Raw genomic sequence first — 24,993 nt, 5'->3', positions numbered from 1 at the left:
CACATGGCCGATGACGAGTTCCACAGCCACTGAAACCTGATCTACTTTAGCGACCGGTGCAGCACGACCGGCAGCACAGCCAGCAGCCAGAGATGAGGGCCGAGGATGACCGCGCAGTCGCTGCGGATTGCCCTGCTGTCGTACCGCGGGGACCCGTTCTGCGGCGGTCAGGGCGTGTACGTACGGCACCTCTCCCGTGAGCTGGCCAGGCTCGGTCACCACGTGGACGTGATCGGCGCCCAGCCGTACCCGGTGCTGGACGAGGTCGACGGCCCCGGCTCGGTGCGCCTGGTCGAGCTGCCCAGCCTGGACCTCTACCGCGCCGACGACCCGTTCCGCACCCCCGCCCGCGACGAGTTCCGCGGCCCGGTGGACGTGCTGGAGTTCGCGACCATGCGCACCGGCGGCTTCCCCGAGCCGCTCACCTTCTCGCTGCGCGCCCGGCAGTACCTGGCCCGGCACAAGGGCCGCTACGACGTGGTGCACGACAACCAGACCCTCGGCTACGGCCTGCTGGGCCTGGCCCGGCACGGCTTCCCGCTGGTCACCACGATCCATCACCCGATCACCGTGGACCGCCGCCTGGAGCTGGACGCGGCCGCCACCCGGCTCAAGCGGCTCTCGCTGCGCCGCTGGTACGCCTTCACCCGGATGCAGCGACGGGTCGCCGCCCGGCTGGACCACGTGATCACCGTCTCCGGCACCTCGCAGCGCGAGATCGCCGAGCACCTGGGCGCCGCGCCCGGCGCGATCTCGGTGGTCCCGATCGGCGCCGACACCCGGCTGTGGTCCCCCTCGGCGCAGATCGCGCGCGTTCCCGGCCGGATCGTCACCACCTCCAGCGCGGACGTGCCGCTCAAGGGGCTGGTGTTCCTGGTCGAGGCGCTGGCCAAGGTCCGGACCGAGCGGGACGCGCACCTGGTGGTGGTCGGCAAGCCGCAGAAGGAGGACGGGCCGGTGGCCGAGGCGGTGCGCCGCTTCGGGCTGGCGGAGCACATCGAGTTCCGCACCGGCCTGACCGACCGGGAGCTGGTCGACCTGTACCGCTCGGCCGAGGTGGCCTGCGTCCCCTCGCTGTACGAGGGCTTCTCGCTGCCCGCCGCCGAGGCGATGGCTACCGGCACCCCGCTGGTCGCCACCACCGGCGGGGCGATCCCCGAGGTGGCCGGGCCGGACGGCGAGACCTGCCTGGCCGTTCCGCCGGGGGAGGCGGACGCGCTGGCCGGCGCGCTCGGCCGGCTGCTGGACGACCCGGCGCTGCGCGCCGGGCTCGGCGCGGCCGGACGCGAGCGGGTGCTGGCCCGGTTCACCTGGGAACGGGCCGCCGAGCTGACCGCCGAGGCGTACCGCGCGGCGATCGCCACCGGCGCCGGCGCGAGGGCCCGCTCCGGGCCGGGCTGGCGCTACGTGCCCTGAGTGACGTGCTCTTGAGCGGCACGCCCCGGGTGACCGGACGCGTGGCCTGACGAAGCGTCAAGAGCGCTTGGTAGCAATAGGAATGGGAGCCCTGCAAGTGCTGACCGTCGATTTCTCGCGCTTCCCGCTCGCCCCCGGCGACCGGGTGCTCGACCTGGGCTGCGGCGGGGGCCGGCACGCGTTCGAGTGCTACCGCCGCGGTGCCGAGGTGATCGCCCTGGACCAGAACGCCGAGGAGATCGCCGAGGTCAAGAAGTGGTTCGCCGCCATGGAGCAGGCCGGCGAGGCCCCCGAGGGCGCGTCGGCGGTCGCGATGGAGGGCAACGCGCTGGCGCTGCCGTTCGAGGACGAGTACTTCGACAAGATCATCATCTCTGAGGTGATGGAGCACATACCGGACGACCGGGGCGTGCTCAAGGAGATGTTCCGCGTCCTCAAGCCGGGCGGCCTGCTCGCCGTCACCGTGCCGCGCTGGCTGCCCGAGAAGATCTGCTGGGCGCTGTCCGACGAGTACCACGAGGTCGAGGGCGGCCACATCCGGATCTACCGGGGCGACGAACTGCTCGGCAAGCTCAAGGACGCCGGCCTGGAGCCGTACGGCACCCACCACGCGCACGCGCTGCACTCGCCGTACTGGTGGATCAAGTGCGCCGTCGGCGTGAACAACGACAAGGCACTGCCGGTCAAGGCCTACCACCAGCTGCTGGTCTGGGACATCGTCGGCACCCCGGTGATCAGCACCCTCACGAAGGCCGCCGAGAAGGCGCTCAACCCGGTCATCGGCAAGAGCTTCGTGGCGTACGCCTCGAAGCCGCGGCGGGCGGGCGCATGACCGCCGCCGTCCCCGAGGTGCTGCTGCTCGACGGGGTGCTGGACGCCGAGCAGGCGGCCGGCACCGTCCGCAGCATCCTGATGGAGCAGCGCCCCGACGGCGCCATACCGTGGTTCGCCGGGCACCACCTCGACCCCTGGGACCACACCGAGGCCGCCATGGCCCTCGACACCGCCGGCGAGCACGCCGCCGCCGAGGCCGCCTACCGCTGGCTCGCCGCCCGGCAGAACCCGGACGGCTCCTGGTACGCCGCCTACACCGACGGCGCGGTCACCGACCGGGCCAAGGAGAGCAACTTCTGCGCGTACATCGCGGTCGGGGTCTGGCACCACCACCTCAGCACCGGCGACGACGCCTTCCTGGAGTGGATCTGGCCGGTGGTCCGGCGGGCGCTGGACTTCATCGTCTCGCTGCGGCTGCCCGGCGGCCCGATCGCCTGGCGGGTCGACGAGGACGGCGCCGCCACCGAGGAGGCGCTGCTCACCGGCTCGTCCAGCATCCTGCACGCGCTGCGCTGCGGCCTGGCGATCGCCGACTACCTGGAGGAGCCGCAGCCCGACTGGGAACTCGCGGCCGGCCGGCTGCGGCACGCCATCGCCCACCACCCCGAGCGGTTCCTCGACAAGGACCGCTACTCGATGGACTGGTACTACCCGGTGCTCGGCACGGGCCTGCGCGGCGAGGCCGCGGTGGCGCGGATCGAACGGGACTGGGACCGCTTCGTCGTGCCCGGCCTCGGCGTGCGCTGCGTCAGCGACCGGCCCTGGGTGACCGGCGGCGAGAGCGCCGAACTGGCCCTCGCGCTCTGGGCGATCGGACAGTCCGACCGCGCGGTGGACATCCTGCGCTGGATCCAGAAGCACCTGCGGCACGAGGACGGCGCGTACTGGACCGGGTACGTCTTCGAGGACGACGCGATCTGGCCCGAGGAGCGCACCACCTGGACGGCCGGGGCGCTGCTGCTCGCGGTGGCCGCGCTCGGCGGGGACCCGGCCACGGTCGCGGTCTTCGGCGGGGAGCACCTGCCCGCCGGGCTGGTGGTCCAGGACTGCTGCTGACGGACCGGCATGCGGAAGGGGCGGGACCGGTGATCCGGTCCCGCCCCTTCGACGATCCCTCAGGCCGTCAGCCGCGCTGGATGCCCGAGGCGTCGGCCAGCACGCCCTGGGTGCCGTCCGGCAGCTGGGCGACCAGCGCGGTGCCGCGCTGCTCGACGGCCAGGTACCAGGTGCCCGGCACGACCTCGCCGACCGGGGCGCCGGCCGGGTTGTCCTTCGGGGCCAGCTGGCGCGGGGCGGGGACGGCGAACCAGAACGGCTGGAAGTCCGCCGCCGGGGCGGCCGGCTGCGGCTGCGGCTGCTGGGCGACCGGGGCCGGGGCCGGGGCGGCGGCGTCCTGCACCGGACCGGGCTGGAGCGGCTGACCGGGCTGCGGCTGACCGGCGGCCGGGTAGCCGTAGCCGCCGGCCGGCTGGGCGCCGAACGCCGGGTCCTGGCCCTGGGCCGGGTAGCCGTAGCCGGGCTGGGCGGGAGCGCCCGGGTGGCCGGGCTGGCCCGGCACCGGGTAGCCGCCCTGGTACGGGACGGCCGCGGGGCGGTCGGTGACCAGCGGAGCCTTCAGCGCGGGCAGCAGTGGGCTCGCGGCGGCCGCACCGGCCAGCACGAGCAGCGCGATGAAGCCGAGCCAGGCGCCGAAGCCGTGGCTGATGCCCAGGTCGCTGAGGCCGCTCGCGCCGCCGCCCAGCGACCAGACCGAGGTCCACAGCGCCGTGACGGAGAAGGCGATGCCCCACTGGTCCAGCCGCAGGCCGAGCACCTGGCGGTTGGCCGCGGCCGCGCCCTGGAAGCGCTGCACCAGGATCAGGACGGCGGCGGCGATGCCCAGCAGGTAGATGGAGGGCAGGATGGGGAACAGCTGGGTGCTCCACGCGTTCTGCGAGCTGTTCGGGCCGCCGCAGTACCGTCCGGAACAGCTCCAGTACGGAAGGAAGGAGGCGATGAAGAGCAGGACGGCCGCGCCTGCGACGGCGGCGTCTCCCCTGGTGAGAGCGCGCAGATTCACTTACGTTCCCCTCGTTGACGTGTGGTGGACGGCGGTTCGCTCGGTCGGGCCGACCGGCCGAAACCCCCGAACGGACCAGAAGCCTAGGCCCAACGGTCCCGCCGGTGCACGGCGGGACCGGGAATGGGTCGAAGTCGTTGCAAACCGTGCGGGCCGGGTGGGGTTCCGTCCCCCCCGGCCTGCGGGTTTCAACTCCCGTGCCGCGTCCCGTTCCAGGCGTGGGGCCAGGGCCTCAGCGCGTGGTCAGGAACGCGGTCAGCGCGTCGGCGATCCCCTGGGCGGCCTGCTGGCGCCACTGAGGGTCCGTCATCCGTCGGGCGTCCGCGGAGTTGCGCATGTTACCGCACTCGATGAACACCTTGGGGACGGCCGAGAGGTTGAGTCCGCCCAGGTCGGAGCGGACGTCCAGGCCGTCCTTCGCGGTGTAGTCCGCATACGGCTCGCCGGTCGCGGCCTGGAAGCGCTCGCGCAGCAGCAGGCCGAGCCGGTGCGAGGGTTCGACGATCGCGGAGTTGTCCGCCTTACCGGCGACCACCTTGGCGGGCATGATCACGTGGAAGCCGCTGCCGCTCGCCGGGCCGCCGTCGCCGTGCACCGAGAGCGCGACGTCGGCGTGCGCGTCGGCGCCCGCCCGGGCGCGCTCGTCGATGCACGGGCCCCAGGGGCGGTCGCCGTCCTGCACCAGCACCACCTTGGCGCCCCGGGCGGTCAGCAGGGCGCGGGCCCGGCGGGAGACGTCCAGGGTGTAGTCGGCCTCGGTGTAGCCGGCGTTGGTCTCGGTGCCGGTGGTGTCGCACTCCTTGCGGGCGTTTCCGATGTCCACCTGACGGTTGATCTCGGTGGGGTGGGCGACGTTGCCGGGGTTGTGGCCCGGGTCGAGCACGATGGTCCGGCCGGCGAGGTCGGCGCCGCCCGCCGGGACGGACGCCGGGTCGGTCGGGGTGCCGGACGGGGGCGCGGCCGGCGTCGCGGTCGGCGCGCCGGTGGGCGTGCCGTCGGCCGGCGGGGCGGCCTGGACGGGCGGGGTGAGCGGTGCCCCCGGGGTGGCCGGGGACTGGGTGGCGGCCTGGGCGCCGGCCTGTGCGGTGCCGTTCGACGACGCCGAGGCGCCCGCCGGTCCGGAGCCGTCCAGGGCCTGCCAGCCCAGCCAGCCCGCCGTGCAGAGCGGAACGGCCGCGGCCACGACGGTGGTGACGCGCAGCAGGGTGGAGCGGCGGGGCGGTCGGGAGGTCGGGCCGGTCACGGGTGGCTCAGATCCTGTCCTGGGTCCGGGTGGCGAGGCCGTAGCCGCTCGCGATCGGGTTCCACTTGGTCATGAAGTCCGACTTGGCCTGGGTGGCCTGCGGGTTGAGCTCGTCCGCGTGCTTCTTGTCCGCGGTGGCCGGGGCCTTGCCGGAGCAGCCCTGGGCGGCGACGGCGCGCGCCCAGCTCGCGTACGCGCGGTCGATGTCGGCGGACAGCTGCCAGGCGGACTTCAGCGAGTTCACCGCGTCCGCGCCGCCCGGCACGTCCGTGACGCTCAGCTTGGCGAGCTCGGCGAGCAGCCCCTGGCGCTGGGCGGCACCGTTGTCGAAGACCTGCGCCGTGCTCTCGATGTCGGCCTTCGACGGGCAGCTGTTCACCTTGGCGACGGCGCTGCCGATCGGGGCCTTGGCGTTCTCGCCCTTGGTGAGCAGGCCGTCCAGCGCCTGCGCCTGGGCCTTGGCGTTGGGGCCGGCGGTGGTCGCGGTCGGGGACGGCGTGTCGGTGGGTGCGGCCGGGGTGCCGGTGGCGGCGCCCGGCGCGGCGTCCGTACCGGCGGGTGCCGGGACGGGCTGCGGGTTGCCGGAGCCGGTCGCGGAGGCGGTCGGGGCGGGCGCGGCCTGGTCGGCCTTGCCGCCGCCCTGGCTCGCGTACAGCAGGCCGCCGCCGACCGCCAGCACCAGGAGCAGCGCGAAGCCGATCAGCAGCGGGGCCCTGCGGTTGTTCGGGCGGTCCTCGTCGTCCTCGTCCTCGACCGGGTGGGCGGTCGGATAGTCGGGCCGGTTTCCGTACGGGGGCTGCTCGTACGGGAACTGCTGCGGCGGGCCGGCCGGGGGCGGCGGCGGGTAGACGTAGCCGGGGCCGGGGAGCGGGCCGCCCTGGGGGCCGCGCTCCTGCGGGGTCGCGTGGGCGGGGAACGGCGCGGCCGCGGGCGGGGCCGGCGTCGGGGGGACGCGGGGGATGGCGGTGGTGGCCGCCTCGGGGGCGGAGGCGTCCCAGGGCGGTGGCGGCGGGCCGAAGCCGGGGGCGGTGGACAGGTACGGGCGGGCGCCCAGCGGCGGGTCCTCGTCGTCGGCCTCGGCCCGGGCCGGGGGTGCCGGCGGGCGCGGGGCCGGGGGTGCCGGGGGGCGCGGGGCCGGGGGCGTCGGCGGTGCGGCGGGCGTGGACTCGGCGTCCGGCCGCTGCGGGTTGCGGACCCAGCCGCCCGCGCCGCCACGCGCGGTGGGGTCCCAGACCGCAGGAGCGGTGTTGTGCTGGTCCGTCATGTGCCGCTGGCCCCCACCGTCCGCTGATGCTCTGCCTGGTGCTGCTGCCGGGTACTGCGCGGACACCGTACCGTTCGAATCCATGCCCGACAGCCCCGGCACGACGTTAGAGCATCCGCCCGGGGCTGTGGGGAAGTTCCGATCAGGCCTCGGCCTCCCCAGGGGCCGCCGCCCGGCGCAGGACGCGCAGCGAACCGGTCACCGAGACCTCCTCGAAGCCCTCGGCGAGCGCCCGCAGGTACACCCGGTACGGGGCCTGGCCGCCGTCCGCCGGGTCCGGGAACACGTCGTGCACCACCAGCAGGCCCTCCGGCGCCAGGTGCGGCACCCAGCCCTCGTAGTCGCCGGTGGCGTGCTCGTCGGTGTGCCCGCCGTCGATGAACACCAGGCCCAGCGGACGCCCCCACAGCGCGGCGATCCGCGGCGAGCGGCCGACCAGCGCGACCACGTGCTCCTCCAGCCCGGCGGCGTGCAGGGTGCGGCGGAAGCTGGGCAGGGTGTCCATCAGCCCGACCTCCTGGTCCACCAGCGTCGGGTCGTGGTACTCCCAGCCGGGCTGCTGCTCCTCCGAGCCCCGGTGGTGGTCCACGGTCAGCGCGACCGTCCCGGTCTCGCGGGCCGCCGCGGCCAGCAGGACCGCCGAGCGGCCGCAGTAGGTGCCGATCTCCAGCACCGGCAGCCCGGTGCGCCGGGCCGTCGCCACCGCCGCCGCGTACAGCGCGAGGCCCTCGTCCACCGGCATGAACCCGGTGGCCGCCTCGAACGCCGCCAGCACCTCGGGCGCCGGGCGGGCGCTCTCCAGCAGGTCGGACATGCGGTGCTCCTCGGGTCGGGACGGCGGACGGACGTGCTCGGACCCTACTCGACGGTAGGGGGGACGGCGGCGGCCGGGGATCGCACTCCGGCACGGCGGAGGCCGGCCGGGATCAGCCCCTGAGGAGGTCCGTCGCGATCCGGGCCCGGTACGGGGCGAGCTCCGCCGCGATCGCCCCGGCCCCGGCGGCGGTGGCGGTGACGGCGGCACCGCAGCGGGGGCACGGCGTGCCGTGGGCGCCGGGAGCGGGCTGCCGGTCGGCCGGGCTGGAACGGGTTCTAGTCGGCGTGCGGCGGCCGTGCCAGAATCGGGCCGACCGTCCGTCCTCGGCGCTCAGGGTGCCGGGCACCCGGCGTGCGGGGCGTACGAAGCACGCGAAGTACACGAGGCACACCGGGAGCAGCACCATGCGCGCAGCCGTCCTGCACAAGACCGGCCAGGACACCCTCGACGTCCGGGCGGACGTGACGGCGGTCGGCTTCGGCCCGGGCGCCGTACGGGTCCGGATGCGCGCCGCCAGTCTGTGCCACTCGGACCTCTCCGCGATGAGCGGCGTACTGCCGCAGCCCGCGCCGTTCGTCCCCGGGCACGAGGGCGCCGGAGACGTCGTGGAGGTCGGCGAGGGCGTCACCGGCGTCGAGCCCGGCGACCGCGTGGTGCTCTGCTGGATGGCCCCCTGCGGCCGCTGCGCCCACTGCGAGCACGGCCGCGGCCACCTGTGCGTCGCCAGCCTGGGCCGCCTCGGCGCCCCCGGCTTCCGGCTGGCGGGCGGGGGCGACGGCGGCGACGGCGGCGACGGCGTCGAGGCCTCCGGCTTCTACGGCACCGGGGCGTTCGCCGAGGAGGTCGTGGTCGCCGCCGATGCCGTGATCAAGGTGCCGGCCGACCTTCCGTACGAGGCCGCCGCGCTGATCGGCTGCGGGGTGACCACCGGTGTCGGCGCCGCCGTCAACACCGCCCGGGTCGAGCCCGGCTCCTCGGTCGCGGTGATCGGCGCGGGCGGGGTCGGGATCGCCACCGTGCAGGGCGCCCGGGTCTGCGGCGCCGCCCGGATCACCGTCGTCGACCCGGTGGCCTCGCGACGCGAGCGCGCCCTGGCCTTCGGCGCCACCGAGGCGATCGCCCCCGAGGAGCTGAAGGCGGTCGCCAAGGGCCTGCCGGGCGGGGGCTTCGACTACGTCTTCGAGGCGGTCGGCCGCGCGGCCACCGTCCGGGCCGGGTACGACGCGGCCCGGCGCGGCGGAGCGGTGGTGGTCATCGGCGCGGGCGCCCGGGACGACCTCGCGCAGTTCACCATGGGCGAGCTGTTCTTCAACGAGAAGCGGCTGCTGCCCTCGCTCTACGGCGGGGCGCCGGTGGCGCGCACGATCGGGCTGGTCGTCGACCTGTGGCGGGCCGGGCGGATCGACCTCGACGGGATGGTCACGCACCGGGTCGGGCTGGAGGACGTGAACGAGGCGATCGCGCAGATGCGCAGCGGCGAGGCGCTGCGGACGGTGATCTCGCTGGACCGGTGAGGCCTCGGCGGTCTCCGGCGGTCTCCGACGGTCTCCGACGGGCAAGGGCCCGCCGGGGTGTGCTCCCGGCGGGCCCTCGCGGAGTGTCGGTTGTTGCCGGGGTCAGCCCCGGGCGCCGGCCGCGCGGTGGCGGCCGTGCGCGTCGGTCCCGGAGGTGTCGTCGGCGGCGGACGGGCCGCGGTGGCGGCCGTGCGACGCGGTGGCCTCGGCCGTCTTCTCGTCGGCGTCGGTCCCGTTGGCGGCGGGTCCGGTGGTGTCGGTGAGGGTGTCGGACATGAGAATCGTCTTTTCCGTGCGAGGGTGCAGGTCATCATCGGCGCCCGCCCGGCGCCGGGGGCGCACGGTCGGGTCCCCGATCGGGCGCTCGGTATGCGCCCACAGCCGGTGATCGCGGCCCGTGCCCCGGCCACCATAACGGCCGGGACGGACGAGATCCTATCGAGATCATGACGCGAGTCCTGTCGTGCCCGGGGGTGTTGGGCCGTGGGGTTTCGGGCCGTTCGACGTCGTGTTGTTCGGCTTGTTCGGCGGCGCGCTGTTCGGTGCCGGGTTGCGCGGCGTCGAGCCGAGCCAGCGGCCGACGAGCTCGCGGTAGAGCGGGGACAGCACCTGGAGGTCGCCGTGCCGGGCCAGCATGCCCCGGCCGCCGTCCAGCAGCAGCACCCGCTCCGCCCGCAGCGCCGAACTGATCCGGTGCGCGATGACCACCAGCGTCCCCGGCCGGGCGGCGAAGGCCCGCTCGACCCGCTCCTCGGCGGCGGCGTCCAGGTGGCAGGTCGCCTCGTCCAGCACCACCACCGGCGCGGCCGACACGTACGTCCGGACCAGCGCGAGCAACTGGCGCTCACCGGCCGACAGTTCACCCGGATCGCGCAACGCGCCGCCCAGTCCGCCCAGGCGCGCCACCAGTTCGTCGGCGCCCAGGTGTTCGACCGCCTCGGCGAGCCGGCGGTCGGTGGCCTCCGGGGCGAGCCAGGCCAGGTTCTCCCGCACCGGCCCGGGGAACACGTACGCCTCCTGCGGCAGCAGGGCGACATGCGCGCCCCCGCCCACCACCACCGCTCCGGCGGTCGGCGCCGCGACCCCCGCCAACAGCCCGGCCAGGGTCGACTTCCCGGCCCCGCTGACGCCCACGACCGCCACGTGCTCCCCGGCGCGGAACACCGCGTCCAGCCCGTCCAGTACGGGAGTGGCGCCCGCGCCGTGTGCGTACCGGACGCCGGCCAGCCGCACCTCCCCGGCGGGGGCGTCGGACGGCTCGGCCGCCGACGGCCGTCGCGGCTCGGGCGCGGTGACCGCCGCCAGACGGTCCAGCACCACGGCGAGGTTGAGCAGCCAGCCGCCGACCGTACCGGCCAACGTCCTTACCGCTGGGTCGAGTTGCTGGAGGAGGTAGGTGGCGACGCCGAGCAGCTCGCCGGCGGTCAGGGCGTCGTGCGCGAGCAGCCACGGCGCCGCCGCCAGGACGGCAAGCACCGGCAGCCGCCCGCCGAGCGCCACCACCAGCGCGCGCAGCGCCGAGGCCCGGCCCAGCGCCCGGGAGGCGGCGGCGCTCTCCCGCGCGGCCTCGGCCAGCGCCAGGGCGACCTCCTGCCCGGTGCCCGAGGCCTGCACGTCGCGCAGCCCCCGCAACGCCCGCCCGGCCTCGGCGGCGAGCCGCTCCTCGGCCAGCACCACCGCCCGGCGGCGCGCGACCATCGGGCGCAGCAGCCGGACGAAGAGCACCCCGGCCGCCAGCAGCGGCAGCAGCACCAGCGGCAGGACGGCGGGCGCCAGCAGCGCCAGCCCGACCAGCGCGGCGATCAGCGTGACCCCCACCCCGCGCAGGGTGCGGAGCAGCGTCGCGGTCAACTGCCGTGCGGACTCGACCTGTTCGGTGAGCCGGGCGACCTCGGCCGGATCCGCCGACGGGCGCGCGAGGGCGCTGCGCACCACCCGTTCCACCAGCGAGTCCCGCAGCGGCTCCACCACCCCCGCGAGGTGCGGGAACCCGGCCCGCGCCGCGTACGCCCGCAGCGCCATGGCCACCCCGAAGCCGCCCAGCCACGCCAGGCCGACTCCCGGCCGCCCGGCCAGGAACCCCTGGTCCACGGCGGCCGACACGAACAGCCCCGACACCAGCGGCGGCAACGCCTCCACCCCGGACCACGCGAGCAGCCGCACCAGGGACCGGCGGGTGGTCGCCAACTCCTGGAACAGCAGCCCCCAGCCCGGTGCGGTGCGGAACACGGACCGTCGCCGGTGCGCCGCCCGGCGCGGTGGCCGCGGTGGCCGCGGTGGGTTCGGGGGAGTGGGACGCCGGGCGGGCCGGTGCCCTGTGCGGTGCGCTGTGGTCGGAGGCGCGGGTTGCGCGAGAAGTCGACTCCGCCGACTTCCTGTGCGGGCGCGAGCTCTGTTCGACGTGGATGGCATGGGAAGTCGGCTGCGTCGACCTTCTGTGTGGGTGTCAGACCGTGGTGGCCTGGAGCGTGGTGTCGGACAGGGCGGCGCGGTAGTCGGGGTGGGCCAGCAGGGCGGTGTGCGGGGCCAGGGCGCGGAGGCGGCCGGCGTCGAGCCAGGCGACGAGGTCGGCGCGGGCGGCGACGGTGGCGCGGTGCGCGACCACCAGGCGGGTGCGGCCGCGGGTGGCGCCGTCGAGGGCCCTGGTGACCAGGTGCTCGGTGGCGAGGTCCAGCCCCGAGGTGGCGTCGTCGAGGACGACGAGCCGGGTGGGCCGGGCCAACAGCCGGGCGAGGCCGAGGCGTTGCAGTTCACCGCCGGAGAGGCGGAGTTCGTCCAGCGGGGTGTCCCACCCCCGGGGCAGCCGCTGGAGGAAGCCGTCCGCCCGGGCGGACGCCGCCTCCGCCGGCCCCGCGCCGGCCAGCGCCTCGCGGACCGTACGGCCGACCAGCGCGGGCCGGGCGAAGGCGTAGCCGACCGCGTGCCGCAGCTCGGACGGGGCGAGCGCGCCCACCGGGACGCCGTCGATCAGCACGGTGCCCTCGTCGGGGTCGCGCAGCCGCCCGGGCAGTGCGGCCAGCAGCGACTTGCCGGAGCCGGACCGTCCGACGAGCGCGACCGTACGGCCGCCGGGGACGGTGAGGTCCAGCGGTCCGAGCAGCACCCGCTCGCCGTCGCGCACCACCACGCCCCGCAGCTCGACCTCCCCGCGCCCGCCCGCCGGGAGCGCCGCCGTACCGGAGGGCGCGGGGGCGAGCGCCAGCAGTTCGTCCACCCGGGCCCGCCCGGCGCGCGCGTGCGCGACCCCGACCAGCGACTCGACCTGCTCGAACAGTCCCGCGCCGAGCGCCGCCCAGCCCGCCGCCGCGGTGAGCGCGCCGGGGGCGAGGGCGCCGCCCGCGAGCAGCGCCCCGGCGGTGGTCAGCACCGCCACCTCGACCAGCGCGATCAGCAGGGTCGCCTGCCAGGCGGTGCGCCGCTGCGCCGCCCAGAGCGCGTGTCCGGCGGCGGAGAGCTCCGGCAGCGGCGCCAGCACCCGGGCGGCCTCGCGCTGTTCGGCGCGCGCCGCGTGGATGCTGCGCAGCCCGGTGAGGGCGCCGGTGAGCCGGGCGGCGAGCTCGGCCTGGACCTCCTGGTAGCGGGCGAACACCGGCCCGGCCTGGCGCAGGAAGAGCCGGATCAGCAGCACGCCGGGCACCAGGCCGCCGAAGAAGGCGAGCGCCAGCCACGGTGACAGCAGCCCGAGCCCGAGGATCGCGCCCACCGAGGTGAGCAGAGCGGTGGCGGCGCCGAGCACGGCGGGCCGCCGACCGCCCGCGTCGCCGGCCGAGCCCAGCAGCCGGGCGGCGAGGTCGCCGGGCGGCGGTCCGCCGTGCAGCCGGCCGCCCGGGCCGAGGGCGAGCAGATGGCGGACGAGGCGTCCGCGCAGGTCGGCGGTGGCCTCGGCGGAGCAGGCAGGTCCGGCGGCCGCGGCGACGGCGTTGGCGGCGGCCGCCGCGCCCAGGACGAGGGCGAGCGGCAGGAACGCGCCGGGCCCGGAACGGTGGTCGAGGACGGCGTCGACGGCCCCGGCGAGCACGGCGGGCAGCGTGAGGGTGGTGGCGGCGTCGACCGGCAGGGCGATGCCGAGCGCGAGGGTCCAGCCGGTGGGGCGTCGGGGCACGTCTGGTCTCCCGTCGGGGAATGCGGAGATCCGGGGAAAAGGGGGGAAAGAAGGCGGGTGCCGTCCTCGCCTGTCCGGACAGGCGAGGACGGCACCCATGGGCTACCGCCCGATCGGCTGGATCAGGCCGGGCCGATGCCTCAGCTGATGGTGAAGATCAGGCAGGTCAGGATGAGACAGGTGTACTGGCAGCCGCTGCCGTGGCCGGTCAGCTCGACGGACTCGGTCTCCGGCAGGCTCTGCAGCGCCGCGAGGTCGGTCTCGAAGTCCATCATGTTCTCCATGATCGGTTCCTCCCCTTGAGGTTGCGCCCGCCGCGATCTGCCTGCGGGCGTCGGGTGTTGCTCCCCGGGCGGCCTCCATCCGCCGCACCGGGGTGGTGACCCGGGCCGTCGTGGGCCCGGGAGTCTTGAAAGGGCCGGGTGCCCGAGAGGGGCGAGCGCCTCAGGCCCGGGAGTCTGCGCGGCCAGGCTCAGCCCGGCCGGCCGGTCCGCAGGAACCCGGCCAGCAGCTCGTGCAGCACGGCCGCGCCCTCCTCGGCGAGCACCTCGTGCCCGGAGCCGGCCGCCTCGACGTACCGGAAGTCCGCGCCCTCGACCCGGCCGATCCGCAGCAACTCGTGCCGCAGCGCCCGGGATTGGCTGACCGGTACGGCCTCGTCCCGGCTGCCGTGCACGATCAGCAGCGGTGCGCTCAGCCGGTGCGCCACCTGCAGCACGTCGCGCGGGCCGCGGGCGTCCATGACCGGCTCGCCGCCGCCCAGCCGGGTGGTCAACGCCCTGACGGGAGGTGCCGCTTCGGCCAGCAGCCGGGCGCCGGACAGGAACGGCGCGACCACCGCGCAGCGGGCGACCTGCTCGGCGGGCGCGTGCGCGGCCGCCAGCAGTGCCAGGAACGCGCCGTAGCTGACCCCGAACAGCGCGGGCGGCTCCAGGCCGAGTGCCGCGCGCTGGCCCGCGACGCCCTCCAGCAGGTACAGCACGTCGTCCAGATCGGGCCCGCCCCAGGCGCCCCGGATGGCCATCGCGTGCGCCACCCCGTAGCCGGTGGAGCCGCGCTGGTTGGGCGCGACCACCGCCAGGCCGTCGGCGGCCATCCGTTGCAGGGCCGGGTCGAACTCCAGCCGCCAGGCGTCCGCCGGGCCGCCGTGCAGGGCGAGCACCAGGTGCGGACTGCTCAGCCAGGCGTCCCCGCCGTACACCAGGGCCTCCAACGGGCCCGCCGGGCCGGCGAGTTCGAGGCTCTGGGCGGGCTGCCAGCGGCCGCCGTCGCCGGGCCGGGTGCTGCCGTCGAGTCGCCAGCCGTCCGGCTCGGTGCGGGGGGTGACCGGCCGGCCGGGCTGCCAGGGCGGCACGGTCTCCCGCCAGGGGCCGGGCAACCCCGAGCCCAGCGGCGCGAGTTGGAGCGGTAGCGGGATCGCCCCGGTGGTGGCCGGGAGCGGTCCGTTCGCCAGCAGCGCGTCCACGTCCAGGGTGGCCAGCGCCGTCGGATGGTCGGGCGAGGAGTACGGGATCCGCAGCCCCGCCTCGTCCCAGTGCCCGACCGCGCCGAGCCGGCCGGGCGGCACCGGCAGAGGGTCCAGCCGCCCGAAGGCGGGCCGCCACAGGGCGAGCGCCGACCCGGCGCCGTGGTCGATCTGCACCGCCACCCGGGGCCCGTCCGCCGCCCGCCGCAGCGCGATCGGCCGCAGGAACATGCCCGAGGCGTGCAGGCACTCCGGGAAGCGCAGCGGCTCACCGCCGCCGAGGAAGCCCCAGCCGAGCCGGTCGGTGCCCGGCGCGTCGCTGCGCACCATCGCGAAGCGGCTGTCCGGGTCGAACAGCACCAGCCGGTCGTTGCTGCGCTCGCCGATCTCCAGCAGCGGGGTGGTGGTGCCGCTGCGCAGGTCCAGCACCACGCTGCGGACCAGTCCCGCGTTCACCCGGTCCAGCGCGAGCAGCGCGCCCGCGTGGTCCAGCCAGGTGCCGCCGCCGTGCAGGCCGGGGAGCTCGGCGATCCGCTCGGGCTCGCTGCCGTCCGTCCGGATCAGCCATGCGGTGGTCGCCGGACGGGCGTCCGTGCCGAGTGCGAGCGCTACCGGTGTGCGCGGCCCCGCGCCGGGCGGCACCGGGAGCGGCAGCAGCCGCAGCCCGGGCAGCCTCAGCGAGGCCAACTGCTGCTCCACGGCGCCGTTCTCGCCGTACGAGAGGTGGGTCAGGTCGTGCCGGTCGCCGTCGTGCCGGCAGGCCAGCACCGAGCCGTCGGCCAGTGAGACCAGCTGTGAGCGCAGGCTCTCCGAGCGGTTGCCGGAGAGCGGCAGCGGGATCGGATCGGCGGGGGTGCCGTCCGCCGGGAGTCGCCAACTCTCCACGTACCAGCCGCTGTCGGCGGCCGCGGCGAGGCAGGCCGCGTGGCTGCCGTCGGTGGAGAAGGTGAAGCTCAGCCGGCGCAGTGCCCGGGTGGTGGTGCGGGTGGCCACGTTCATCCTTCGCTCACCCCGGTGGTGTGGTGGGGGAGTCGGCCGGTGCCGGGCGGCACCGGGTCGAGCCAGAGCCGGGGGCCGCCGTGGCGCAGGCGCAGCAGGAAGGCCAGCGGGCCCGCGGTGCCGGTGCCGTAGGCGGCGGCGCAGCCGATGCCGGTCTCGTCGGGGAGCACCAGCAGTCCGTCGCGCAGGGCCGCCCGGGAGGCGATCAGCCGGCCCAGCTCCTGGGCGCCGGTACGGAATTCGGGTTCGTCGAGGGCCTCGGCGAGGTCCAGCAGGTACTCGCCGTCGCCGGCCAGTCCGTGGCAGGCGCTCACCCCGCTGTGCCAGCGTCCGGCCAGCACCGCCCGTCCGGCGGCGCGGGCGAGGTCGAGGGCGGCGGCGTCGCCGGTGGCCCGCCAGAGCCGCAGCAGGAAGCCGCCGGTGCCGGAGGAGCCGCTGCACCAGTGTGCGAGCCGGATGTGCTCGGGATCGCCCGCGCTCTGCGGCCACCAGGCGCTCCGCCGGTCGGCGCCGTTCCACCGCACGGTCGCGCCGAGCGTCCGTGCGGCGTCGGCGGCGCCGTCGAGGAGGGTCCGGTCGCCGGTCGCCTCGGCGGTGGCCAGGAGGAAGGCGCCCACGCCGGCCACGCCGTGCGCGAAGCCGAGGTGGGTGATCCCGGCGAGCGCCGAGTCGAAGTCGGCGGGCACCGGCCAGGTCGTCCCGTACGGCTCCCGCCGTGCGGCGGCGAGCAGGGCGCGGGCGCCGTGGGCCGCGCGGTCGAGGAATCCTCCGCCCAGGTCCCCGCCGCCGAGGTTCGTGCCGTCGAAGTCCTTGTTGTCGAGGTTCTCGGCGGCGAAGCGGAGTTGGGTGAATCCGGCGCCGGCCGCGCCGTGGCACACGTCGGGGTTGGGCCACTCGACCGCGATCCGGCGGGCGAGCGCGGCGGCCCGCGCGGCCGCCCCGGCGTCGCCCAGCACCCGGGCGGCGTCGAGCAGTGCCCAGGCCGTCCCCGACCGCCCGAAGTGCAGGCCGGGCAGTATCACCGGCTCGGCGGCGACGCGCCGCTCGATCCAGTCGGCGGCGGTACGGGCCGTGTGCGCGGCCTGCGCCCGGACGTCCTCGGGCAGGCCGTCGGCCGCGACCGCCCGCGCCAGTACGGCGAGCACACCGGCGGCGCCGTGCTGCACGTTGCACGGGTCGGTCCGCTCCCCGGCGGGCACGACGGGCCACAGCCGGTCGGGCCGCCCGGGCGTCGCCGTGGCGGAGAGGTGCCGCAGGCCGTCGTGCAGCAGGCGATCGAGCGCCGGGCCGTCGAGCGCCGGGCCGTCGAGCGCCGGGCCGTCGAGTCGCGGGCCGTCGTGCGGCAGGCCGCCGGGCGCCGGGCGCGCGGCGCGGTTGGCGGCGTGCCACAGCGGAGTGACGACGGCGCGATCCGCCGCGCGCTCCCGCTCCGCGCCGCCCAGCTCCGCCCGGACCCGGGCCACCCCCCACCGCAGCGCCGGCTCCTCCGCCCGCAGCCCCAGGACCACCGGGGCCAGCCGCCGCGCCGTCGCACCCGTCCGGGCCGCGAGGGTCAGCCAGCGGCCGAGGCGCTCGGCGACCGGGCGGGCCCTCGGGAGGTCCTCCGGCAGCAGCGGGTCGTGCCCGGTCGCGAGCAGGAAGAACAGCCCGCCGAGCGCGTACAGGTCGACCGCAGGGTCGGCCACGCTGGAGCCGGCGAGGGAGAGCCGCCCCTGTTCCGGGGCCTGGTAGCCGGGCGTGCCGGCCGATCCGGCCCGGTGGCCGGCCTCGGCGGCGAGTTCGAGGTCGACCAGCCGCAGGCCGCCGTCCGGGCGGACCATCACATTGCCGGGGGAGAGGTCGCGCAGCACCAGTCCCTGGCCGTGCACCCGCTCGACCAGGTCGAGCAGTCCGCGCGCCACCGGCTCGGCCTCGGCCCAGTCCACGTCCGGGCTGCCGTCGCGGCGCAGGCGGGCCGCGACCCAGGCGCCCAGCGGCTGTCCGGCGATTCGTTCCTGCACCAGGAAGACGGAGTCCTCCTGCTCGATCAGTTCGACGGCGCGCGGTGCCAGCCCCTGCCCGTCCAGCCGGGCCAGCAGCTCGGCCTCGTGCCGCAGCGCGTCGCGGGCGTCCGTCCCGGCGCGGTCCACCTCGATGTGGGCGCGGGCCTGCTTGACCACGACCTCCGCGCCACTGGCCGCCTCCCGCCCGAGGAACACGCCCCCCTTCGCGCCGTGCCGTATGGCGGCGGTCACCGCGTACCGCCCGGCCAGCAGCACCCCGCCCGGACGCCTGCCGGGCCTGCCCGGACGGACGGCGGCGGGCGCGAACGGGTCCCGCGCCCACCCCGGCGCCCGGTACGACCCCCCGCGCACGTCCTCGGCCCGCTCCCCGCCGGGCCCGCGCAGCACCGACCGGTACTCCCCGTCGTTGCCCAGCTCCGCCCGCGCCGCGAACGCGCCGTAGCGGTAGTGCACCCGGCTGCCCGGCCGGTACGGCCGGTCGGACAGCACCACCGGCCCCGGCAGCCCGGCCGTCACCCGGTCGAGCTCGGCCGCCAGCCGCTGGAACTGGGCGTCGTCCGCCGGGTAGACGGTGATGAACTTGCCCGCCGAACCACGGTCGCTGTTACGGGAGTTGAGCTCACGCAACCGCTCCTCCCCGGCGGCGAACTTGAAGCCGCACGGATCGGCGGCGAGCACCCGCACCACCGCCGCGAGCACCTCCCCGCCCACCACCGACGCCGCGCTCACATGGAGCTTCCATCCCTGCGCCGGTAAGGGCGACGACCCGGACGGCCTGGCCGTGCACCAGAAGCCACCGACGGTGACGTCCCAGCCACCGCCGCCTCCCCGGCCCCCGGCGCCGGCCAGCACCGCCCGCGTCGCCTCCGGCCACGAACCGGCCGCACCCGGTCCGGGCCCCGCCGATCCCTCGCCCCCGGCCGTACGCAGCGATGTGTCCGCCCTCATCCGCCACCACATCCCTTCGTTTCGGCCGCCGCGTCCCGGGTGCCGCTGCTCGGCACCCGGGCGTGCGGCCCGGCCTGATCGGTTTCCTCGGAATGAACGGGAGCGCCTCCGAGGGCGGGAACGCCGCGTCCCCGTACCCGCCTTCGGCCCGGTGCCGCCGGGACTTGAGTTCGGCGGGGCCCCTCCCCGCCCTCCGGCCTGCCACCGGCCGGGGCGTGCGGGGCAACTCCCGTTCGCAGGACTGAAGTTAGTTTCGAGAAAACCGAAGCCTCAACGCGGATCCGGTCACTTCACTCGTAAGGGTGATCAGTGGGCGGTTTCGAATTCGTACGAGGGCCCCGCTGTGCCCCAAGGGCCCCAGGTGTACGCGCGGGCACCGCTCGTACGGGCCCGCACGGGCGCCCCGCCACAGGTTGACGCGCATCCGTGCGCCCCCGGCACCCGCGTCCGAACACCGGCGGAGGCGGCCGCCGAGCGGCCCCCCGATCGGCCGAGGCCCGACCGGCCCCGCGCGCACGGTAGTCTCGACAGGTGCCGAAACTGTCCGACGTCATCACCGCGCTCGAAGAGGTGTACCCGCCGCAGTGGGCGGAGTCCTGGGACGCCGTCGGCCTGGTCTGCGGGGACCCTCAGGCCGAGGTCAGCCGCGTGCTCTTCGCCGTCGACCCCGTCCAGGCGGTCGTCGACGAGGCCGTGGAGTGGGGCGCCGACCTCGTGGTCACCCACCACCCCCTCTACCTGCGCGGCACCACCAGCGTCGCCGCCACCACCTTCAAGGGCCGGGTGGTGCACACGCTGATCACCAACGGCATCGCGCTGCACGTCGCCCACACCAACGCCGACCACGCCGACCCCGGCGTCTCGGACGCCCTCGCCGAGGCGGTCGGCCTGCGGGTGACCGGCCCGCTGGTGCCGGACCCGACCGACCCGCTGGGCCGCCGCGGCACCGGCCGGATCGGCCTGCTGGAGCCCCCGCTGACCCTGTCCGCCTTCGCCGCGCAGGTCGCCGAGGGCCTCCCCGCCACCGCCGCCGGCGTCCGCGTCTCCGGCGACCCGGACCGGCTGATCAGTCGGGTCGCGGTGTGCGGCGGCTCCGGCGACGGTTTCTTCGCCGAGGTCCGGGCGGCCGGTGTGGACGCCTACCTGACCGCCGACCTGCGTCACCACCCGGCGTCCGAGGCCACCGAGGCGGCCCCGGTCGCACTGGTCGACGCCGCCCACTGGGCCACCGAGTGGCCCTGGCTCACCCTGGCCGAGCGGGCCCTGCGGGCCGTCGCCGACAAGCGCGGCTGGGCCGTGGAGACCAAGGTCTCCCACCGGGTCACCGACCCGTGGACCGCGCACGCCCCCATGTCCTTCACCGCCTGACCCGATTCACAGGAGCATTCCGCTTGAACGCCGCGCCCGCCGACCAGATCCGCCTGCTCGACCTCCAGGCCATCGACTCGAAGCTCGACCAGCTGGCCCACCGGCGCCGGACCCTGCCCGAGCACGCCGAGATCGACAAGGCCACCGCCGACCACACCGCCCTCAAGGACCTCGTCGTCGCCGCCGAGGCCCAGAAGGGCGACACCGCCCGCGAGCTGACCAAGGCCGAGCAGGACGTCGAGCAGGTCCGCACCCGTGCCGCCCGCAACCAGCAGCGCCTGGACTCCGGCGCGATCACCTCGCCGAAGGACCTGGAGAACCTCCAGCACGAGATCGGCTCGCTCGCCAAGCGCCAGGGCGACCTCGAAGACGTCGTGCTGGAGATCATGGAGCGCCAGGAGACCGCCAAGACCCGGGTCGAGGAGCTGAGCGCCCGCCTGGAGCACTCCACCGTCGTCCTCACCGAGGCCGAGGGTCGCCGCGACGCCTCCTTCGCCGAGATCGACGGCGAGGCCGAGAAGGTCAAGCGCGACCGCGAGACCGTCGCCGCCGTCATCCCGGCCGACCTGCTCAAGCTGTACGCCAAGCTGCGCGAGACGCAGGGCGGCGTCGGCGCGGCCCGCCTCTACCAGCGCCGCTGCGAGGGCTGCCGCACCGAGTTCTCGATCACCGAGCTGAACGCCATCAAGGCCGAGCCGGCCGACAAGGTCGTCCGCTGCGAGAACTGCTCGCGGATCCTGGTCCGCACCGCCGACTCGGGCGTCTGAGCCGGTGGCGGCGCGCTTCATCGTCGAGGCGGACGGCGGGTCCCGGGGCAACCCGGGGCCGGCCGGCTACGGCGCGGTGGTCCGTGACGGCGACACCGGGCAGCTCGTCGCGGAGGCCGCCGAATTCATCGGCCACGCCACCAACAACGTGGCCGAGTACCGGGGCCTGATCGCCGGCCTCAGGGCGGCCCGCGAGCTCGACCCGGACGCCTCGGTGGACGTCCGGATGGACTCCAAGCTGGTCGTCGAGCAGATGTCCGGGCGCTGGAGGATCAAGCACCCGGACATGCAGCCGCTCGCTGCCGAGGCGCGCACGCTCTTCCCGCGCGGCCAGGTCAGCTACACCTGGATCCCGCGTGAGCGGAACAAGGACGCCGACCGGCTGGCCAACGAGGCGATGGACGCCGGCCAGGCGGGCCGCCAGTGGGAGCCCCGGCCGAAGGCCGTCGCGGACGAGCCGCCGCTGAAGACCCCCGCCCCCAAGGCCGGCTGGGCCGCCCCCGCCGACCTCGGCTCCCCGACCACCTTCGTCCTGCTGCGCCACGGCGAGACCCCGCTCACCCCGGAGAAGCGCTTCTCCGGCAGCGGCGGCACCGACCCCGAGCTGTCCGACAGGGGCCGCTGGCAGGCCGAACGGGCCGCCGAGGCGCTGGCCGCGCGCGGCAGCGTCCAGGCGGTCGTGGCCTCCCCGATGGCCCGCACCCGGCAGACCGCCGAGACCGTCGCCGCCCGGCTCGGCCTGGAGGTCCGGTACGAGGACGGGCTGCGCGAGGTCGACTTCGGCGACTGGGAGGGCCTGACCTTCGCCGAGGTGCAGCAGCGCTACCCGGACGACCTGTCGGCCTGGCTGGGCTCCGCCAAGGCCAGGCCGACCGGCAGCGGCGAGAGCTTCACCACCCTCACCCACCGGGTCGGCGCGGCCCGGGACCGGATCACCGCCCGGTACCCGGGGCAGACCGTGCTGGTGGTCTCGCACGTCAGCCCGATCAAGACGCTGGTCCGCCTCGCGCTCGGCGCCCCGCCGGACTCGATGTACCGGATGGAGCTGTCCGCCGCCTCGATCTGCGCCGTCCAGTACTACGCGGACGGCAACGCCTCGCTGCGGCTGCTCAACGACACCTCGCACCTGCGGTAGGACGCGTCCGTCACCGGGGTGCTCAGCGCGCCTCGGTGCACCTCAGTGCACCTCGGTGACCACCACGTCCAGCTGCCACGGCTTGCGCGCCGTGCCCTCCGCCGCCAGCTCGACCCGGTGGCCCAGCTCCAGCAGCGCGTCCATCAGCTCGCCCGGCGTCTTCGGCTCGGCGCCCGTGACCAGCAGGTCCCGGACGATCCGGCCCTTGGTCGCCTTGTTGAAGTGGCTGACCACCGTGCGCTTGCCGTTCCGCTCCTGGAGCACCCGGACGGTCGCGGTACGGGAGGCCACCTCACCAGCCGGCTTCCAGGCCGCCGCGTACGCGGAGCTGCGCAGGTCCAGCACCAGCCCGTCCGCCACCTCGGGAAGCACTCCGGCCATCGCGCTCCGCCAGTACGCTCCGAGCGCCCCCGGGCCGGGGAGTTTCACACCCATCGAGCAGCGGTAGGACGGGATCCGGTCGGAGACCCGCACCGCGCCCCACAGGCCGGAGAACACCAGCAGCGAGCGCTCGGCCCGGCCGTACGCGGCGGCGTCCAGGGTGGCCAGGCCCAGGTTGTCGAACAGGACCCCGGTGTACACCTCGGCCGCCGGGCGGGCCCCGGCGGTGAGCAGGCCGGCGTTCTTGGCGATCTCGCCCCGCAGACCGGGAGTCAGCCCGAGCACCTCGGCGGCGGAGTCCTCGTCGCCCCGGCAGAGCCCGACCAGCGCCTCCAGCACCGCCCCGCGGGCCGCCGTCAGCCCGGGCAGCGACAGCCGCTCCAGCGCGACCGGCGCGCCGTCCCCGGACGCGGCCTTGCCCTCCGACGGCGGCAACAGCACCAGCACAGCGGACTCCTTCAACACTTCGTGGCGGACGAACCCCGCAACCCTACTGCGGCCGCCGCCCGGCCCCCGCCCCCGCGACCACGGCCGCCCCGGCGCCCAGGGCCGTACAGAGCGGCGAGTAGTACCGCACGTTCAGCCGCCGGAACCGGTCCGAGCGCTCGCTCACCCGTCCGAACAGCACCGGTCCGCCGAGCCCGCGCGCCAGCATCACCGCGGCCACCGTCCGCACCCCGGCCCGCCGCAACACCCGCGGGCCCACCCCCGGCAGCACCCCGGCCTCCGCCCCCACCAGGTACGCGGCCGTCCCCAGCAGCCCCGCCACCGCGACGCAGGCCGACGCCCGGGGCACCCCCTCGCCGGCCCCCACCACGGTGTCCGCGAACTCCTCCGGTGTCCGCAGCGGCCACAGCGTCACCGCCCACACCGCGTGCAGCGCCCCCACCGCCGCCAGCGTCGCCGACACCGCCGCCCCGGTCGTCCTGATCCCGCCCATCGCCCGAACCCCCTTCGTCAACGATCACTCGCTCCCCACCGTACGAGTGCTTACACCGCGCCCCGGAGGCCGCGGCAATCCGGTGGGCCGTTGCGGCGTTCACCACTACCGTTCCGGTGTTCACCACTACGGTGAGCGGCGAGGCCCGGGGCGCCGGCGTGCCGCCGTCTGAGTACCGGGGGCACCCGGACGGGCGGCGCCGCCCGTCCGCGCCCCTTCCCGGAATGGGAGGATCTGTCCGTGCCCGATGCCACCCCCACCCTCACCCCCGGGCGGCGCCGCCGCCTGCTCGTCCTCGCGATCTGCTGTCTGAGCCTGTTCATCGTCGGCCTGGACAACACCGTGGTGAACATCGCCCTGCCGGTGATCCAGCGCGACCTGGACGCCCCGGCCTCCGGCCTCCAGTGGATCATCGACGCCTACACCCTGGTGCTGGCCTCGCTGCTGATGCTGTTCGGCTCGGTGGCCGACCGCTTCGGCCGCCGCCGGGTGTTCCAGATCGGACTGACCTGCTTCGCGCTCGGCTCGCTGCTGTGCAGCCTGGCGCCGAACCTGGAGTGGCTGGTGGTGTTCCGGGCACTGCAGGCGGTGGGCGGTTCGATGCTCAACCCGGTGGCGATGTCGATCATCACCAACACCTTCACCGACCCGAAGGAACGGGCCCAGGCGATCGGCGTCTGGGGCGGCGTGGTGGGCATCTCGATGGCACTCGGCCCGCTGCTCGGCGGCTTCCTGGTGGACGGCGCCGGCTGGCCGTCGATCTTCCTGATCAACGTTCCGATCGCCCTGCTGGCGATACTGCTGACCGCCCGTTACGTCCCGGAGTCGCGCGCGCCGCGCCCGCGCCGACTGGACCCGGTGGGGCAGCTGCTGATGGTCGTGCTGCTCGGCTGCGGCACCGCCGCGATCATCGAGGGCCCGGGCAACGGCTGGACCTCCCCGCTGATCCTCACCCTCGCCTCGACCGCCGTGGCCGCGCTGATCGCCTTCCCGATCTGGGAGCGCCGGGTGGCCGAGCCGCTGGTGGACCCGCGGTTCTTCGCCAGCGCCCCGTTCACCGGTGCCACCGTCACCGCGGTCTGCGCCTTCGCCGCGCTCGGCGGCTTCCTCTTCCTCAACACCCTCTACCTGCAGGACGTCCGGCACTACAGCCCCATCGAGGCGGGCCTGTGGACGTTGCCGATGGCCGGGCTGATGCTGGTCTGCGCGCCGCTGTCCGGACGGATCGTCGGCAGTACGGGCCCGCGCCTGCCGCTGGTCGCCGCCGGGCTGAGCCTGGCCGCGAGCGGCCTGCTGCTGACCCGGCTCACCGCGGACTCCCCGGCGGCGCTGCTGCTGGCCGCGTACGCGCTGTTCGGCTTCGGCTTCGGCATGGTCAACGCGCCGATCACCAACGCGGCCGTCTCCGGCATGCCGCGCACCCAGGCGGGCGTGGCGGCCGCCGTCGCCTCGACCAGCCGCCAGGTCGGCCAGTCGCTGGGCGTGGCGGTGATCGGTACGGTCGTCACTTCGGCCGTGGTCGGCCCGGTCGCCACCGGATTCGCCCCGGCCAGCCACGCCGGCTGGTGGATCCTGGTCGGCCTCGGCGGCGCCGTCCTCTCCCTCGGCCTGCTCACCACCACCGCCTGGGCCACCTCGACCGCCGCCCGGGTGGCCGCCCGGCTCGGCTCCGAGCCGCCCACCGCCCGGTCCGGTGTACGGGAGGCCCCGCCCGAGCGGCTACCATGACCATTACGGC

General features: G+C 75.9%; 21 protein-coding genes. 8 read left to right on the top strand and 13 right to left on the bottom strand.

Features of this window, described 5'->3' with window-relative positions; all coding sequences use genetic code 11:
• Positions 1–105 precede the first annotated feature (105 nt).
• From RZ50_RS13010 to RZ50_RS13000, 3 genes are all read left to right on the top strand, one after another.
• Positions 106–1,416 carry a glycosyltransferase family 4 protein gene (locus RZ50_RS13010; protein ID WP_196947020.1) on the top strand — a complete coding sequence of 437 codons (1,311 nt, stop codon included), beginning with the start codon at positions 106–108 and terminating at the stop codon, positions 1,414–1,416.
• 97 nt (positions 1,417–1,513) lie between these two features.
• Positions 1,514–2,248 (top strand): class I SAM-dependent methyltransferase, encoded by a 735-nt coding sequence (locus RZ50_RS13005; RefSeq protein WP_196947021.1) that lies wholly within the window; start codon positions 1,514–1,516, stop codon positions 2,246–2,248.
• Positions 2,245–3,306 carry a prenyltransferase gene (locus RZ50_RS13000; protein ID WP_196947022.1) on the top strand — a complete coding sequence of 354 codons (1,062 nt, stop codon included), beginning with the start codon at positions 2,245–2,247 and terminating at the stop codon, positions 3,304–3,306. The genes RZ50_RS13005 and RZ50_RS13000 overlap by 4 nt, the downstream gene beginning before the upstream one ends.
• 67 nt (positions 3,307–3,373) lie before the next feature.
• Here the strand turns inward: RZ50_RS13000 and RZ50_RS12995 are convergent, their stop codons facing one another.
• The 5 genes from RZ50_RS12995 to RZ50_RS12975 all read right to left on the bottom strand — a co-directional run bounded on the left by RZ50_RS12995 (position 3,374) and on the right by RZ50_RS12975 (position 8,039).
• Entirely contained in the window at positions 3,374–4,309 is a 936-nt protein-coding gene (locus RZ50_RS12995) for a hypothetical protein (protein ID WP_196947023.1), read from the bottom strand.
• 232 nt (positions 4,310–4,541) lie between these two features.
• On the bottom strand, positions 4,542–5,552 hold the full coding sequence (locus RZ50_RS12990) for an N-acetylmuramoyl-L-alanine amidase (protein WP_196947024.1): 1,011 nt from the start codon (positions 5,550–5,552) through the stop codon (positions 4,542–4,544).
• Between the two features lie 7 nt (positions 5,553–5,559).
• On the bottom strand, positions 5,560–6,816 hold the full coding sequence (locus RZ50_RS12985) for a hypothetical protein (protein WP_217680526.1): 1,257 nt from the start codon (positions 6,814–6,816) through the stop codon (positions 5,560–5,562).
• A 142-nt stretch (positions 6,817–6,958) separates the two neighbouring features.
• Positions 6,959–7,630: a class I SAM-dependent methyltransferase gene (locus tag RZ50_RS12980; protein WP_196950425.1), complete on the bottom strand. Its 672-nt coding sequence runs from the start codon at positions 7,628–7,630 to the stop codon at positions 6,959–6,961.
• 112 nt (positions 7,631–7,742) lie between these two features.
• Positions 7,743–8,039, bottom strand: coding sequence for a hypothetical protein (locus RZ50_RS12975; RefSeq protein WP_217680525.1), 297 nt, complete (start codon positions 8,037–8,039; stop codon positions 7,743–7,745).
• Between RZ50_RS12975 and RZ50_RS12970 the strand changes: the two genes are divergently transcribed.
• Positions 8,038–9,147: an alcohol dehydrogenase catalytic domain-containing protein gene (locus RZ50_RS12970; protein ID WP_196950424.1), complete on the top strand. Its 1,110-nt coding sequence runs from the start codon at positions 8,038–8,040 to the stop codon at positions 9,145–9,147. The genes RZ50_RS12975 and RZ50_RS12970 overlap by 2 nt on opposite strands.
• Positions 9,148–9,249: 102 nt before the next feature.
• On the opposite strand, the gene RZ50_RS12965 is transcribed toward RZ50_RS12970, so the two are convergent.
• The 6 genes from RZ50_RS12965 to lanL all read right to left on the bottom strand — a co-directional run bounded on the left by RZ50_RS12965 (position 9,250) and on the right by lanL (position 18,664).
• Positions 9,250–9,423 carry a hypothetical protein gene (locus RZ50_RS12965; protein WP_196950423.1) on the bottom strand — a complete coding sequence of 58 codons (174 nt, stop codon included), beginning with the start codon at positions 9,421–9,423 and terminating at the stop codon, positions 9,250–9,252.
• A gap of 168 nt (positions 9,424–9,591) precedes the next feature.
• Positions 9,592–11,376, bottom strand: coding sequence for an ABC transporter ATP-binding protein (locus tag RZ50_RS12960; protein WP_217680524.1), 1,785 nt, complete (start codon positions 11,374–11,376; stop codon positions 9,592–9,594).
• 217 nt (positions 11,377–11,593) lie between these two features.
• The gene (locus RZ50_RS12955) at positions 11,594–13,249 is read right to left on the bottom strand and encodes an ABC transporter ATP-binding protein (RefSeq protein WP_308271613.1); all 1,656 of its coding nucleotides are present in this window, start codon (positions 13,247–13,249) and stop codon (positions 11,594–11,596) included.
• 140 nt (positions 13,250–13,389) lie between these two features.
• Positions 13,390–13,533, bottom strand: coding sequence for a VenA family class IV lanthipeptide (locus tag RZ50_RS12950; protein WP_196949838.1), 144 nt, complete (start codon positions 13,531–13,533; stop codon positions 13,390–13,392).
• 188 nt (positions 13,534–13,721) lie between these two features.
• Complete coding sequence (locus tag RZ50_RS12945) at positions 13,722–15,713, bottom strand: S9 family peptidase (RefSeq protein WP_196949839.1); 1,992 nt, start codon at positions 15,711–15,713, stop codon at positions 13,722–13,724.
• Positions 15,710–18,664: a class IV lanthionine synthetase LanL gene (lanL, locus tag RZ50_RS12940; RefSeq protein WP_217680522.1), complete on the bottom strand. Its 2,955-nt coding sequence runs from the start codon at positions 18,662–18,664 to the stop codon at positions 15,710–15,712. Before lanL ends, RZ50_RS12945 begins: the two co-directional genes overlap by 4 nt.
• 531 nt (positions 18,665–19,195) lie before the next feature.
• On the opposite strand from lanL, the gene RZ50_RS12935 reads away from it, so the two are divergent.
• The 3 genes from RZ50_RS12935 to RZ50_RS12925 are packed head-to-tail and all read left to right on the top strand — an operon-like array spanning position 19,196 to position 21,934.
• Entirely contained in the window at positions 19,196–20,032 is an 837-nt protein-coding gene (locus RZ50_RS12935; protein ID WP_196948186.1) for a Nif3-like dinuclear metal center hexameric protein, read from the top strand.
• Between the two features lie 23 nt (positions 20,033–20,055).
• Positions 20,056–20,799 (top strand): zinc ribbon domain-containing protein, encoded by a 744-nt coding sequence (locus RZ50_RS12930; protein ID WP_196948187.1) that lies wholly within the window; start codon positions 20,056–20,058, stop codon positions 20,797–20,799.
• Between the two features lie 4 nt (positions 20,800–20,803).
• On the top strand, positions 20,804–21,934 hold the full coding sequence (locus tag RZ50_RS12925; protein ID WP_196948188.1) for a bifunctional RNase H/acid phosphatase: 1,131 nt from the start codon (positions 20,804–20,806) through the stop codon (positions 21,932–21,934).
• Between the two features lie 42 nt (positions 21,935–21,976).
• Here the strand turns inward: RZ50_RS12925 and yaaA are convergent, their stop codons facing one another.
• A complete protein-coding gene (gene yaaA / locus RZ50_RS12920; RefSeq protein WP_196948189.1) occupies positions 21,977–22,762 on the bottom strand; it encodes a peroxide stress protein YaaA in 786 nt (261 codons plus the stop codon).
• A 43-nt stretch (positions 22,763–22,805) separates the two neighbouring features.
• Positions 22,806–23,276, bottom strand: coding sequence for a DUF3995 domain-containing protein (locus RZ50_RS12915; RefSeq protein WP_196948190.1), 471 nt, complete (start codon positions 23,274–23,276; stop codon positions 22,806–22,808).
• A gap of 219 nt (positions 23,277–23,495) precedes the next feature.
• On the opposite strand from RZ50_RS12915, the gene RZ50_RS12910 reads away from it, so the two are divergent.
• Positions 23,496–24,983 carry a DHA2 family efflux MFS transporter permease subunit gene (locus RZ50_RS12910; protein WP_196948191.1) on the top strand — a complete coding sequence of 496 codons (1,488 nt, stop codon included), beginning with the start codon at positions 23,496–23,498 and terminating at the stop codon, positions 24,981–24,983.
• The last annotated feature ends 10 nt before the right edge of the window (positions 24,984–24,993 follow it).

Source organism: Kitasatospora sp. SUK 42 (assembly GCF_015776785.2).
GTDB lineage: Bacteria > Actinomycetota > Actinomycetes > Streptomycetales > Streptomycetaceae > Kitasatospora.
The sequence above is the reverse complement of the archived record's forward strand: the minus strand, read 5'-3'. Positions and strand labels throughout refer to the sequence as shown.